This window comes from Streptomyces sp. BR1 (assembly GCF_052373795.1).
In the GTDB taxonomy this organism is placed as follows: domain Bacteria; phylum Actinomycetota; class Actinomycetes; order Streptomycetales; family Streptomycetaceae; genus Streptomyces.
On record NZ_CM126252.1, the window covers coordinates 6,401,372 to 6,413,579 of the forward strand.

14 protein-coding genes are annotated in these 12,208 nt (G+C 71.8%); 4 read left to right on the forward strand and 10 right to left on the reverse strand.

The features are described from left to right. Window positions 1-23 precede the first annotated feature (23 nt). Complete coding sequence (locus ACT1U9_RS28160; RefSeq protein ID WP_444535419.1) at window positions 24-1,505, reverse strand: MFS transporter; 1,482 nt, start codon at window positions 1,503-1,505, stop codon at window positions 24-26. An 87-nt stretch (window positions 1,506-1,592) separates the two neighbouring features. Between ACT1U9_RS28160 and ACT1U9_RS28165 the strand changes: the two genes are divergently transcribed. Further along, on the forward strand, window positions 1,593-1,994 hold the full coding sequence (locus ACT1U9_RS28165) for a MarR family winged helix-turn-helix transcriptional regulator (protein ID WP_444535420.1): 402 nt from the start codon (window positions 1,593-1,595) through the stop codon (window positions 1,992-1,994). A gap of 103 nt (window positions 1,995-2,097) precedes the next feature. On the opposite strand, the gene ACT1U9_RS28170 is transcribed toward ACT1U9_RS28165, so the two are convergent. Beyond that, entirely contained in the window at window positions 2,098-2,841 is a 744-nt protein-coding gene (locus ACT1U9_RS28170) for a maleylpyruvate isomerase family mycothiol-dependent enzyme (protein WP_444535421.1), read from the reverse strand. A gap of 114 nt (window positions 2,842-2,955) precedes the next feature. Continuing rightward, window positions 2,956-4,167: an MFS transporter gene (locus ACT1U9_RS28175; RefSeq protein ID WP_444535422.1), complete on the reverse strand. Its 1,212-nt coding sequence runs from the start codon at window positions 4,165-4,167 to the stop codon at window positions 2,956-2,958. Window positions 4,168-4,329: 162 nt separating this feature from the next. Between ACT1U9_RS28175 and ACT1U9_RS28180 the strand changes: the two genes are divergently transcribed. Then, window positions 4,330-5,544: an ROK family protein gene (locus ACT1U9_RS28180; RefSeq protein WP_444535423.1), complete on the forward strand. Its 1,215-nt coding sequence runs from the start codon at window positions 4,330-4,332 to the stop codon at window positions 5,542-5,544. A 15-nt stretch (window positions 5,545-5,559) separates the two neighbouring features. On the opposite strand, the gene ACT1U9_RS28185 is transcribed toward ACT1U9_RS28180, so the two are convergent. From ACT1U9_RS28185 to ACT1U9_RS28195, 3 genes are read right to left on the reverse strand one after another with little or no spacing between them, the layout of a single operon-like run. Continuing rightward, entirely contained in the window at window positions 5,560-6,441 is an 882-nt protein-coding gene (locus tag ACT1U9_RS28185) for a phosphotriesterase family protein (protein ID WP_444539269.1), read from the reverse strand. 8 nt (window positions 6,442-6,449) lie between these two features. Further along, entirely contained in the window at window positions 6,450-7,016 is a 567-nt protein-coding gene (locus ACT1U9_RS28190; protein WP_444535424.1) for a DUF4865 family protein, read from the reverse strand. 28 nt (window positions 7,017-7,044) lie between these two features. Then, on the reverse strand, window positions 7,045-7,623 hold the full coding sequence (locus ACT1U9_RS28195) for a TetR/AcrR family transcriptional regulator (RefSeq protein ID WP_444535425.1): 579 nt from the start codon (window positions 7,621-7,623) through the stop codon (window positions 7,045-7,047). Between the two features lie 170 nt (window positions 7,624-7,793). Here ACT1U9_RS28195 and ACT1U9_RS28200 point away from each other — a divergent pair, with 170 nt between their 5' ends. Further along, window positions 7,794-8,102, forward strand: a complete 309-nt coding sequence (locus ACT1U9_RS28200; protein ID WP_444535426.1) for an SHOCT domain-containing protein — start codon at window positions 7,794-7,796, stop codon at window positions 8,100-8,102. Window positions 8,103-8,138: 36 nt separating this feature from the next. Here ACT1U9_RS28200 and ACT1U9_RS28205 read toward each other — a convergent pair whose 3' ends face one another. After that, window positions 8,139-8,690, reverse strand: a complete 552-nt coding sequence (locus ACT1U9_RS28205) for an ATP-binding protein (protein ID WP_444535427.1) — start codon at window positions 8,688-8,690, stop codon at window positions 8,139-8,141. Window positions 8,691-8,872: 182 nt separating this feature from the next. Then, window positions 8,873-9,199 carry a hypothetical protein gene (locus ACT1U9_RS28210; protein ID WP_444535428.1) on the reverse strand — a complete coding sequence of 109 codons (327 nt, stop codon included), beginning with the start codon at window positions 9,197-9,199 and terminating at the stop codon, window positions 8,873-8,875. Between the two features lie 298 nt (window positions 9,200-9,497). Here ACT1U9_RS28210 and ACT1U9_RS28215 point away from each other — a divergent pair, with 298 nt between their 5' ends. Next, entirely contained in the window at window positions 9,498-10,595 is a 1,098-nt protein-coding gene (locus ACT1U9_RS28215) for a PLP-dependent cysteine synthase family protein (RefSeq protein WP_444535429.1), read from the forward strand. Here the strand turns inward: ACT1U9_RS28215 and ACT1U9_RS28220 are convergent. After that, complete coding sequence (locus ACT1U9_RS28220) at window positions 10,592-11,086, reverse strand: SRPBCC family protein (RefSeq protein ID WP_444535430.1); 495 nt, start codon at window positions 11,084-11,086, stop codon at window positions 10,592-10,594. The two genes, ACT1U9_RS28215 and ACT1U9_RS28220, sit on opposite strands and share 4 nt — an antisense overlap. 148 nt (window positions 11,087-11,234) lie before the next feature. Next, window positions 11,235-12,101 (reverse strand): DeoR/GlpR family DNA-binding transcription regulator, encoded by an 867-nt coding sequence (locus tag ACT1U9_RS28225; RefSeq protein WP_444535431.1) that lies wholly within the window; start codon window positions 12,099-12,101, stop codon window positions 11,235-11,237. Between the last annotated feature and the right edge of the window lie 107 nt (window positions 12,102-12,208).

Sequence of the window (12,208 nt, forward strand, 5' to 3'; positions counted from 1 at the left end):
CCGCATCTCCCCCCGTGGGCGCGTCAGTCGCGGACGGCGACCTTCGCGGGCTCCTGGGCCGCGACCGCGTCCGAGGCCGCGACGACCAGCGTCGGGCGGTCGGGCCGGGTGCGCAGACCGGTCAGGGTGATGAGGAGTCCGGCGAACGCGATGCCGGTGACGACCCACAGACCCGGCCGGAAACTGTCCAGCATGGCCTGCGGCGAGTCGCCCTTGTGGCCCGCGGTGATCACGGCGGTCACCACGGCCAGGAAGATCGCGCCGCCCACCTGGATCGAGGTGTTGAGCAGCCCCGAGACCATGCCCTGCTCGCTGTCGTCCACGCCGGTGGTGGCCTGGATGTTGAGCGAGGGGAAGACGAGCGCGCAGGCCGCGCCGAGCAGCAGCATCGACGGCAGGATGACGGCCGCGTACTGCGGAGTCAGGCTGATGCGCAGGAACAGCGCGTACGCCACGACCAGCGACGCGAAGCCGACGGCGAGGATCCTCGGCGTACCGAAGCGGTCCACGATCGAGCCGATCCCCACCGAGGAGAGCGCGACGAGCACACCGGCGGGCAGGAAGGCGAGCGCGGTCTGCAGCGCGGTCCACTCAAGGACCGACTGCATGTACTGGGTGACCATGAACTGGAATCCGACGTACGAGCCGAAGAACGCGGCCGCGCCCAGCTGGGTGCGCACCTGGGCGCCGGAGCGGAGCACGCCGAGCCGGATGAGCGGGCTCGCGGTGCGCTGCTCGATGCGGACGAACACGGTCAGCAGTACGGCGACGGCGAGGAACGACAGGAGCGTACGGGCGGAGGCCCAGCCGACCTCGGGTGCCTGGACGACGGTGTAGACGAGGAGCAGCATCGAGCCGGTGCCGGTGACGGCGCCCGGTACGTCGTAGTGGCGCTTGCCCTCGGGGCGGCCGCTGCGCGGGATGAGCTTGAGGCCCGCGAACAGGGCGATCAGCGCGACCGGGGCGGGGAGCAGCATGGTCCAGCGCCAGCTCAGCTCGGTGAGCAGACCGGACAGGACCAGACCCATGGAGAAGCCGGTGGCGGCGCAGGTGGTGTAGATGGAGAGCGCGCGGTTGCGCTGCGGGCCCTCCTTGAACGTGGTGGTGATGATCGAGAGTCCGGCGGGCGCGGTGAACGCCGCGCTGAGGCCCTTGATGAAACGGCTGGCGATAAGCAGCGGCCCGGAGTCGACGAGTCCGCCGAGTAGGGAGGCGAGTGCGAAGACGCCGAGCGCGATGAGGAAGACCTGGCGGCGGCCCATCAGATCGGCGGCGCGTCCGCCGAGCAGCAGCAGGCCGCCGTAACCCAGGATGTAGCCGCTGACGATCCACTGGAGCGTCGAGGTGGTGAGGTGCAGATCGGTGGCGATCGAGGGCAGTGCGACGCCGACCATGGAGACGTCGAGGGCGTCCAGGAACATCGCGGCGCAGAGCACCAGGAGGGTTCCCCACAGTCGGGGACTCCAACGCTCTTGGGTGGACGGGGCGTTGAGCGGAGTGGTCATGCGGAGGACAGTACATGCATATGCATGAGATGCAAATGCATTTAATTCCGATGCAACAAAGGCCGTCTTCTCTGCTAACGTGCGGACATGGCGGCCAAGAAGTCCGAGCGCATGCTCGTGGACGAGTGGCGCGGCATCCTCGCGGTGCACGCGCGCACGACGTGCGAGCTCGATCGCGAGCTGCATCAGTACGGGATCGGCGCGAGCGACTTCGAGGTGCTCGACGTCCTCGTGGAAGGGTGCGCGGAGGACGGCTGCGAGGCCTACCGCGTGCAGGAGCTCTCCGCGCGCGTCCATCTCAGCCAGAGCGCGCTCTCCCGCCTGATCGGCAGGCTGGAGAAGGTGGGCCTGGTGACGCGCGGGATGTGCAGCGAGGACCGGCGGGGCGTCCGGGTCGCGATCACGGACGCGGGCCGGGCGCGGCATGCCGAGGTGCGGCCGTTGCAGCGGGCGGTACTGGCCCGGATGTTGGCGGAGCGGGCCGCGTAAGTCGTTCGTGGACCGGTCCATGCGCTGGGTGCCGATGGACCGGCCCTCCTGACAGCTGCTGGTGGACCGGCCCTTTTGGTGGTCGTACGACCACTCGCGGCTGCTACCGCATGACGATGGCCGAGCTGTCGCGCCACAGTTCGGCGAGCGACGCGTCGCCCGCAAGGGCAACGGATGAGAGCGGCCTACGGTTCCACAGGGTCAGATACAGCTCGTACGCCGTGCCGCTCAGCTCGCAGTCGGCGGCGCCGTCGTCGTCCCGGACGGTGCGCGGCACCCCGTCCGACAGATGCACGGTCCACACCGCGTCCGTGTCCGTCGGCTGTACGCGCAGCACCTGCGGGGTGCGCGTGCGCACCTGGCTCTTCTCCCTGGCATGGAACTGGCACAGCAGCTCATCGATGCCGTCGGCGGCGAACTCCGGGGTCGGAAGGGTGAGTTCACCGCCCCGCGCGGACTCGGCGTCCACCCGGTGGATCGTCGTCTCGTGCGCCTGGCGACGGGCCCAGAACGCCAGCGGCGACGGCGCGGGCATGAAGTGCCAGCACTCAAGATCCTCGGGAGCCTTGGCAAGCGCGTCGACGAGTGCGCCGTGGCCCTCGCGGAACCAGTCGAAGAGTTCGGCGCCGTCGAGGTCCGGCTCCTCGGGGGCGGGGTGGAACTCGGTACGGCCCTCGGCGACGAAGGTCGTGGCCCAGCGATGCACTGTTCCCGTGTGCCGCACCAGGTCCCGTACCTGCCAGTCGGGGCAGGTGGGGACGGCGGCGTCCGGGCCGGCCGAGGCGGCGGCATCGGCCAGCAACCGGCCCTCGCGGCCGAGGATGTCGATGAGTTCTGCGGTGTTCATGTCGGAATTCTGCCAGCGGGGCGGGTGCGGCGGCCTGCTTGGCGGAGTGCTCCCCGTCACGTGGCGTACATAGTGTGATGCTCCGTCAAGTAGCCCCTGAGTACGGCTTGCTCGTCACACCCCGGCCGTCGCGTGCCGCGAGCCGTATCCGATGAGCGCGGCCGTCGCCGACAGCATGGCGACCGTCGTCAGCGCGATCGGCAGCGACGACCACTGGGTCAGGAAGCCGATGGCGGGCGGGCCGATGAGCATGCCGCCGTAGCCGAGTGTCGACGCGGCGGCGACCCCGCCGGGTCCGGCCAGCGCGCCCGCGCGGGCCACCGCGACCGGGAAGATGTTGGCGAGGCCGAGGCCCATCACCGCGAAACCGGCGAGCGCGAGCCAGAGGGTCGGGGCGAGGGCGCCGAGCAGCATTCCGGCCGCGGCCGTCGTGCCGCCCGCGACCAAGGTGCGGGTCTGGCCGAGCCGTTCGAGCAGGGTGGTGCCGCTGAGCCGGCCCGCCGTCATGGCCAGGGCGAAGAGGGAGTAGCCGATGGCGGCGATCCCGGGTGCGGCGTCGAGGTCCTGCTCCAGATGGAGCGCGCCCCAGTCGGCCATGGCCCCTTCCCCGTACGCCGTGCACAGCGCGATCACGCCGAACAGCAGCACCAGGCGCCGGGCGCGGCCGTCCGGGCGGCGCCCCTGGGCGTGCGGGGTGGCGGCGTGCGCCGGTGCCGGGTGGCGCAGCAGTACCGGCCCCGCGACGGCGGTCACCAGCAGGCCGAACCCGGTGAGCGCGAACAGGTGCGCGGCGGGGGAGAGGCTGCCCGCGACCAGCGCGCCGACGCCCGCGCCGAACATGCCGCCGAGGCTGTACGCGGCGTGGAAGCCCGGCATCACCGGGCGCCGCAGCGCGGCGACCAGGTCGACGGCCGCGCTGTTCATGGCCACGTTGATACCGCCGTACGCGGCGCCGAAGAGCAGCAGCACCGAGCCGAGCGCGAGCGCGGAGTGGGTCTGCGCCGGCAGCGCGATGGCCAGCGCCATCAGCGCGGCGCACGCGACGGTGACCGGGTGGCTGCCGAAGCGGCGGCAGAGCCGTCCGGTGAGAACCATCGTCACCACGGCTCCCGCCGAGACGCCGAGCAGGGCGAGGCCGAGGTCACCGGTCGAGGCGCCGGTCTGCTGCTTGATGGCCGGAATCCGGACCACCCAGCCGGCGAAGAGGAATCCGTCGAGGGCGAAGAACACGGTCACGGCGGTGCGGAGGCGGGTCAGGGAGGGTGTGGCGGTCTCCGCGCCAGGTCCCCCCGAGGCGGCCGTCCGGACTTTGTTTAGTAGCGGCACAAACTCAGGATAGGGGGCGGCGGGGTCCGGGGACAACCCGGATGACGCGCGCCGGGATCCGGCCACCGGGCCGCATGCTCGGCTTTGCGTGTCGGCCGATGTGTGACCGGGGCAACGGCCGGAAGGGCGGCCTCCGTCCTGGATCATGGGAGACTCGCCCCCATGAACGGCAAGGCGACGCACACCAAGACGAGGCTGGACAGGGGCCGTGGGGCACTCGGCCCCGCGCTCGAACTGGTCCACACCGGCCGCGCGCCCACCCGCGCCGTCCTCACCGCCGAGTTGGGTGTCACCCGCGCCACGGCCGGAGCGGTCGCCGCCGAACTCGAAGCGCTCGGACTCATCCAGGTCGACTCACGTCCCGCCGCGGCCGCCGGATCCCAGGGCCGCCCCTCGCACCGCCTCGCGGTCAACGACTCCGGCCCCGTCGCCCTCGCCGCACAGGTGCACGCCGACGGATTCCGCGCCGCGCTCGTGGGCCTGGGCGGCCGTACGGTCGCCACCGCGCCCGGCTGCGTCACCGTCTCCGCCGACCCGGCCCAGGTGCTCGGCGAAGTCGTGGCGGCGGGCGCCGAACTGCTGCGCGGCAGCGGGCTGCGCTGTGTCGGCGCCGGACTCGCGGTGCCGTCGGCGGTCGCCGAGCCCGACGGCACCGCGCTCAACCCGCTGCACCTGGCCTGGCCGGCCGGGGCCCCGGTCCGCGAGATCTTCGCCGAGCAGGTACGGGCGGCGGGCATCGAGGGCCCCGCCTTCACCGGCAACGACGTCAACCTCGCGGCCCTCGCCGAACACCGCCACGGCGCCGGGCGGGGCGCCGCGCATCTGCTCTGCGTCGCCACCGGACACCGGGGCGTCGGCGGCGCGCTCGTCCTCGACGGCCGTCTGCACACCGGGAGTTCGGGCCTCGCCCTGGAGGTCGGCCACCTCACGGTCAACCCCGAGGGCCGCCCCTGCTACTGCGGCGGCCGAGGCTGCCTGGACGTCGAGACCGACCCGCTCGCCTTCCTCTCGACGGCGGGCCGCGACCCCGGCCCCGAGGTCTCCCTCCTCGAACAGTCCCGTGAACTCCTGCGCACGGAGTACGACGACGTGTCCGTCCGCCGCGCCGCCGAGGAGTTGATCGACCGCCTGGGCCTCGGCCTCGCGGGCCTCGTCAACATCCTCAACCCCGACCGCATCATCCTCGGCGGCCTCCACAAGGCCCTCCTGGAAGCCGACCCGGACCGCCTCCGCGCGGTAGTGGCCGACCGCAGCCTCTGGGGCCGCAGCGGCGGCGTCCCGATCCTGGCCTGCTCCCTCGACCACAACAGCCTGGTCGGCGCGGCGGAGCTGGCCTGGCAGCCGGTCCTTGACGACCCGCTGGCGGCGTTGGGCTGAGGGCGCCCGCCCCCCCTACCGCCGCAACCTGAACGCCCCCGGTGGGTTCCCGATCAGGATCTGGTCCACCAGCTCCTTGCCCAGGGTGAGTTCGAGTCTCGGGCGGACCCTGCGCAGCAGGTGCGGCATGCCCGGGGTGTCGGGAGTGACCGTGTCGCCGCCCAGTAGCAGGCGGTCCGCGTAGCCCGCGTCCGCCAAGGCCTTGAGTGCGTCCGGCATGCGCCAGTCCGTGGCGTGGTTGGTGCGGGAGGGGCCGTCGAGGGCGAGGTACGCGCCTGCTTCGGCGGCCTGGCGGTGGGCCGTGAAGTCGGGGGAGCGGTTGAGGTGGCCGAGGATCACCCGGTCGGGGGCGACCTCCAACTCGCCGCAGAGCAGGTCGAGTACATCGAGTGCGCCGGTCCCGAGCTCCAGGTGTACGGCGATGGCCGCGCCCGTGCGCCGATGGGCCTTGGCGGCCGCGCGCATCGTGAGCCGGGCGTGCTCGTCCAGACCGTGGAACCCACCCGCGACCTTGATCAGGCCCGCCCGGACGCCCGTACCGTGGATGCCCTCGGTGATCTCCCGTACGAACAGTCCGGCCAGCGAGCCGCGCAGCGCCGCGAGTGACTCGGGGGAGTAGTGGGCCGCCTGGTGCAGGCCCGTGGCGGCGACGATATGGACGCCCAACCGGGATGACAGCGCCGGGAGTTGGTCCGCCTTGCGGCCCATTCCGTGCGGCGTCCATTGGATCACCGTGCCGCCGCCGAGATCACGGAACGCGGCCAGCCTCGTGCCCGCGTCCCGGACGTCGTCCAGCTCCTTGCCCGGCAACAGCGGGCTGCGGATGAAGAGATGGTCGTGGGAGTCCACGACACCGAGGTCCGTCGCGGGCACATCGCCCCGCACCGTACGGATCATCGCCTCGCTCACCACTGCCTCCCCGCCGCCATCTTGGCGCGCTCCGGTGCCGACAGGTGCAGCACCTCGAACCGGTCGCCCGGACCTCGCGGCGCCTCCCCCTCCCAGAGCGTGAGGTGCACCAGCTCCCAGCGGCTGGGGTCGATCACGACGGCGCTCGCCACCGCGCCCGGGGCGGGCGTCCGGTCCAGCGATTCGGCCACGAAGTCCGCCGGAGGTATGCCGTCCGGCACCGGAACGCGCAGGCGTGTCGCGGACGCCGGGAGCGTGCCGGGCGCGTTCTCCTCGTACGACAGGACCGTCCAGTGCCGGACCTCGGGCCGTCCGAAGCTGTCCACGACACCCTGGAAGGGCGGGCTCCAGAGGAAGGAGTTCATGCCCTCGGGGGTGTTCCAGAGGTAGAAGGGCGCGTACGAGTTCACGGGGGAGTCCGCGCCGCGTTCGCGCATCAGATACGCCTTGAGGCCGAGCCCGGGGAAGTCGTCGAGCAGATGGCCCCGGGCGGCGACCCGGGTGCGGATGGTGTCCATGTCGTAGTCGGCGGGCAGGACGATCTCGTACTGCATGGCGTGCATGACGTACTCCTGGAGTCGTACGAAACGGTCAGGCGGTGTGGGGCGCGAGCAGGGCGAGCAGGCCCCGGACGCCCGCGTCGAACGCGGCGGGCGAGCCGGACGCGCGGGCCAGGACATAGCCGCCCTGGAGCGTCGCCACCACGGTCGCCGCGATCTCGTCCGGGACGAGTGAATTCCTGAACTCACCCGCGTCCACGCCCTCTTGGACGATCTGCGCGAGCCGCCCGCGCAGCCAGTCGATCGTCTCCGTTACGGGCGCGCGCAGTTCGTCGCTGGCGATGATGTCCGGGTCCATCGTGAGGCGGCCCACCGGGCAGCCGCGCAGGACGTCGCGCTCGCGCAGCAGATAGCCGCGGATGCGCTCGTACGCCGTGCCCTCGGCCCCCAACTGGGCCTCGGCGGCGGCCCGCAGCTCCTCGGCGGTGCGCCGGATCGCGGCGAGCGCCAGATCGGGCTTGCCCGTGAAGTGGTGGTACATGCTGCCCTGGCCCGCGCCCGCCTGCTGCTGGATGGCCTTGGGGCTGGTGCCGACGTAGCCCCGCTCCCACAGCAGCTCCCGGGTGGCCTCGATCAGACGCTCGGGTGTGCTCATGCCCGTACTGTACATACTAGTAGGTACAGAATCCAGAGCAGTTCTTATGTGCCGGTCTACTCCCGGGGAGGTACGTCAAGAGCCGCTGGCTGTACGACGACCCGGACCACCCCTCGGCGGGACTCTCGAAGCAGCACGAGAACGAGAGCGTGCGAGACCAGTCGCTACCGAGGAGTTGAACGGCGATGAACACGCTGGCATACGACGGGCCCGGACCCTGGATCCTGTTCTTCCCGCTCGTGTGGGCGGCCGTGATCTTCACGGTCGTGACGGTGCTGCGCCGCACGGCGTGGCGCGGGCGGCGCGGCCCGTGGCGGCCGCCCTTCGAGGACCGTCGGCCCTACGGCGACCGCCCGCGCGTCGACGAGCACTCGCCGCTCGCCGTGCTCGGCCGGCGGTTCGCCGCCGGTGAGATCGACGAGGACGAGTACTGGCGCCGGCTCTCCGTCCTGGACGCGGAGTTCGGCAGTCGGGACAAGAGCGGGGCGGAGTGACCGCCGCCCCAGGTCGAGGGAGGTGTCCCCGCCCGGTCAGCCCGCCACGGGCGACCGGGCGGGGGTGCGTGGATGGCCGGATCGGCCGTCGGCGCGCGCGGCGGCGGGCCGTTTGTGCAGACAGGGCCCGCCCGCCTTGGCGGCGGCGGTCTTCGCCTTGTACGCCGGCAGGGGAGGCAGCGCCGCCACCGTGGGCGACGCGGGGAGCGTGAACCACACGGTCTTGCCCGAATCGCCGTGCGGGCGCACCCCCCAGCTCTCGCTGACCGCCGCGATCAGAGCAAGGCCGCGGCCGTTGGTGGCGAGGGGGTCGGCGTCCCGTACGGCGGGCAGCCGCGGGTCGTGGTCGTGGACCGACACCGTGAGCCGGTCGAGCAGCAGCTCGATCTCGACGGTGCAGATCTTGTCCGGCTGGGCGTGCCGGTGGACATTGGTCAGCAGCTCGGTGACACCGAGCGCCGCCTGGTCTATCAATGGATCGAGATGCCAGTAACGCAACTGCGCAGAAACGATTCTGCGAACTTGCCCGATCCGCGACGGCAGGGCTTGGAGCTCCACCGTGCAATGCCTGCTTGGCTGGCTGATCACGGCTGCGACTCCCCGATTGAGGTCCGGAAGAAGCCTGTCTGGTCCGGCGGGCTGGATCGCAGCGTGACCGCCGGTGAACCCTGAGTGATGTGAGACCAGGGTGGCGCAGGGGGTGGCACTCCGCAACTCGCGTCCCAGTGGTTCTGTTCAGTCGCGACGCACCTCGCGTCCCGGCAGTCCCTTCAGCCGCGCGGCCCGCCCGCCGGGCGCACCGCCTGGAGGAACCGCTGGGCGAGTTCCGCACCGCGCGGCCTGCCGCTCTGCTGCCCCATGGTCAGCCGGTAGCGGTGGCCGTTGAGCTTCGCCACCGTCCGGTCAGCCTTGGCGCCCCACGGCAGCCGGGGCTTGCCCGCGGTCACCGCGCGCAGCGGCGCGCTGTCGATCTCCCGGCCGTTGCTGGTGAGCAGCGCGAGTCGGCCGTCCTTGATCAGGACCTGGCCCGCTCGCGTCAGCGAACGCGTCCACCGCTCGATCCGCACACCCCTGGCGCTGAACTCCGGCTCGGTCATGGCCGCTGTGCCCCCTTCGTACCTGATCCTGCTGGGCAGTCTGCACAACGTCGGCCGTACGCACCAGGGCGCGCGGAGGATCGGCCGTCACCCGCCGCCGTGCGCCGCTTCACCGGCGTCCCACAAGCCACCCCTATGGATCCTCAAAGGGAATGTTTGTGCAGGTGGGGGCGGTATTGTCAAGTGACGGAGCCGTGCATTTCCAGCCGACTTCGGTGAGCCGCCCACCGGGCTCGCTCACGGTATTTCCCCTCGGGTCATTCCCGTTCCCGGGGCCCGCGAGACATGGAGGAACGGCATGGAGACCATCGACGTGGACCGCAGCGACGCGGCCTATCGGGCGTGGCTCAAGGAGGCCGTGCGCAAGGTGCAGGCCGACGCCAACCGCTCCGCCGACACGCATCTGCTCCGCTTCCCGCTGCCCGAGCGGTGGGGGATCGACCTGTACCTCAAGGACGAGTCCACCCACCCCACCGGCAGCCTCAAGCACCGCCTGGCCCGCTCGCTCTTCCTGTACGGGCTGTGCAACGGCTGGATCCGCCCCGGCAAGCCGGTCATCGAGGCGTCCAGCGGCTCGACCGCCGTGTCCGAGGCGTACTTCGCGGGGCTCATCGGTGTGCCGTTCATCGCCGTCATGCCGCGCACCACCAGCGCCGAGAAGTGCCGCCTGATCGAATTCCACGGCGGCCAGTGCCACTTCGTGGACGACTCGCGCAAGATGTACGAGGAGGCCGCGGCCCTCGCCCTGGAGACCGGCGGCCACTACATGGACCAGTTCACGTACGCCGAGCGTGCCACCGACTGGCGCGGCAACAACAACATCGCAGAATCGATCTACCAGCAGCTCAAGCTGGAGCGCTACCCCGAGCCCGCCTGGATCGTCGCCACCGCGGGCACCGGCGGCACCTCGGCGACCATCGCCCGCTATGTGCACTACATGCAGTACGACACGCGCATCTGCGTGCCGGACCCGGAGAACTCCTGTTTCTTCGACGGCTGGACGCGCGGCGACGCGCTCGCCTCCAGCGACTGCGGCTCGCGCATCGAGGGCATCGGCCGGCCCCGGATGGAGCCGAGCTTCCTGCCCGGCGCCATCGACCGGATGATGAAGGTCCCGGACGCGGCGAGCGTCGCGGCCGTGCGCGCCCTTGAGCTGGCGATCGGCCGCAAGGCGGGCGGCTCCACCGGTACCGGCCTGTGGTCCGCGCTGAAGATCGTCTCCGAGATGGTGGCCGCCGGGCGCACCGGCAGCGTCGTCACCCTGCTCTGCGACCCGGGCGACCGCTATCTCGACAAGTACTACTCGGACGCCTGGCTGGCCGAACAGGGCCTGGACATCGCGCCGTACACCGCCACGATCGAGGCGTTCCTGGCCAATGGAGTGTGGCCGGACTAGGACGGTTCGGCGCCGGGCCTGGGGTTGGATGCGGCCAGCCGTCGGTCGAGGGTGGTCACCGCGTCGCGGAACGCGCGGCCCAGGCCCGCCCTTCCGATGCGCAGGACGAACCGGAACGGCGCGCCCCCGGCCGCCGCGAACGTCCACTGCACCCGGGTGCCGGCGGCGGTCGGGGTGAGCCGCCACTCCTCCAACAGGGCATGCGGGCCGGGGGCGTTGGTGACGTCGACCCGGTAGGCGTAGCGCGTGGCGGGCTCGGCGGCCATCACCGTCTCCTCGAACCGGGTGCCGCCGCGCAGCCGGATCTGGCGGCCGCCGTCGGTGGGCCGGGAGTGCGTGACGGCCGCGAACCACTCGGGCCAGGTCTCGGTCTCGACGGCAAGGGCCCGGTAGACGGCGTCCGCCGGGGCGGACACTTCGGCGGCGAAGACCAGGCGCAACGGGGCGGACTCGACGAAGTCGAGCTCCACGGGGCGGAGTCGGCGAGCCATTGGGCCGCACCTCCAGCGGGTCGGTGTCGACAGGCACGAGCGAGCAACAACGAGCGCTCACACCATAGCTGGCGGTCCGTCAGATGCCGTCGGCGGGGGTCCGGAGCGGTCTGCCAGACGCCTTTCGCCGGACTCCGCCGACGGCCCGTCACATGTCTTCGGCGGGGCGCTGCTCCTCGATCTCCGCGTCCGCGTCGTTCTCGCCCGCCACCACCAGGCCCGGCAGATGCTCGGCCATCTCCTCGCGCGCGGCGTCCGAGAGGCCCGCGTCCGTGACGAGCGTGTGCACCTCGTCGAGCGAGGCGAACGAACTCAGCCCCACCGTCCCCCACTTGGTGTGGTCCGCCACCACCACGACCCGCCGCGCGGACCGTACGAACCGGCGGTTGGTTTCCGCCTCCGCGAGGTTGGGCGTGGAGAGCCCGGCCTCCACCGAGATGCCGTGCACCCCGAGGAAGAGCACGTCGAAGTGGAGCGAGCGGATCGCCTGGTCGGCGACCGGTCCCACCAGCGAGTCGGACGGGGTGCGTACGCCGCCGGTCAGCACCACGGTCGCCGCCCCCGGCCGGACCCCGACGCCACCCGCCGCGCGCTGCGCCGAGTGGAAGACGTCGGCGACCCGTACCGAGTTGGTCACCACCGTCAGATCCGGAACGTCGAGCAGCCGGTGGGCCAGCGCGTACGTCGTCGTACCGCCGGAGAGCGCGATGGCGCTGCCCGGCACGGCCATCGCCGCCGCCGCGCGCGCGATGTCCTCCTTGGCGTTGAGCTCAAGGCCCGACTTGGCTTCGAACCCGGGCTCGTGCGTGGAGGCCTCCACCACCGGCACGGCGCCGCCGTGCACCTTCTCGATGACGCCCTGGCGGGCCAGCGCGTCGAGGTCGCGGCGCACCGTCATGTCGGAGACGTTGAGCTTCCGGGTGAGTTCGTTGACCCGGACACCGCCACGCCGTCTGACCTCGTCGAGGATCAGGGCGCGACGCTGCTCCGCGAGCAGATTCTGATTGTCGCTCACTGCCGGGTCGGTCCTTCCACGTCGCCGTACACATCCGCCGTGCACACGTCTGCCGGTGCGCATCCGCTGTACCTGTCGTCGTACAGCACCCGAATCCTGTCACGGGG

What these genes read in the sequence shown, in the direction of transcription:
- ACT1U9_RS28160 (WP_444535419.1), bottom strand. Translation starts at nt 1,505, where the DNA reads ATGACCACTCCGCTCAACGCCCCGTCCACCCAAGAGCGTTGGAGTCCC.
- ACT1U9_RS28165 (WP_444535420.1), top strand. Translation starts at nt 1,593, where the DNA reads ATGGCGGCCAAGAAGTCCGAGCGCATGCTCGTGGACGAGTGGCGCGGC.
- ACT1U9_RS28170 (WP_444535421.1), bottom strand. Translation starts at nt 2,841, where the DNA reads ATGAACACCGCAGAACTCATCGACATCCTCGGCCGCGAGGGCCGGTTG.
- ACT1U9_RS28180 (WP_444535423.1), top strand. Translation starts at nt 4,330, where the DNA reads ATGAACGGCAAGGCGACGCACACCAAGACGAGGCTGGACAGGGGCCGT.
- ACT1U9_RS28185 (WP_444539269.1), bottom strand. Translation starts at nt 6,441, where the DNA reads ATGATCCGTACGGTGCGGGGCGATGTGCCCGCGACGGACCTCGGTGTC.
- ACT1U9_RS28190 (WP_444535424.1), bottom strand. Translation starts at nt 7,016, where the DNA reads ATGCACGCCATGCAGTACGAGATCGTCCTGCCCGCCGACTACGACATG.
- ACT1U9_RS28195 (WP_444535425.1), bottom strand. Translation starts at nt 7,623, where the DNA reads ATGTACAGTACGGGCATGAGCACACCCGAGCGTCTGATCGAGGCCACC.
- ACT1U9_RS28200 (WP_444535426.1), top strand. Translation starts at nt 7,794, where the DNA reads ATGAACACGCTGGCATACGACGGGCCCGGACCCTGGATCCTGTTCTTC.
- ACT1U9_RS28210 (WP_444535428.1), bottom strand. Translation starts at nt 9,199, where the DNA reads ATGACCGAGCCGGAGTTCAGCGCCAGGGGTGTGCGGATCGAGCGGTGG.
- ACT1U9_RS28215 (WP_444535429.1), top strand. Translation starts at nt 9,498, where the DNA reads ATGGAGACCATCGACGTGGACCGCAGCGACGCGGCCTATCGGGCGTGG.
- ACT1U9_RS28220 (WP_444535430.1), bottom strand. Translation starts at nt 11,086, where the DNA reads ATGGCTCGCCGACTCCGCCCCGTGGAGCTCGACTTCGTCGAGTCCGCC.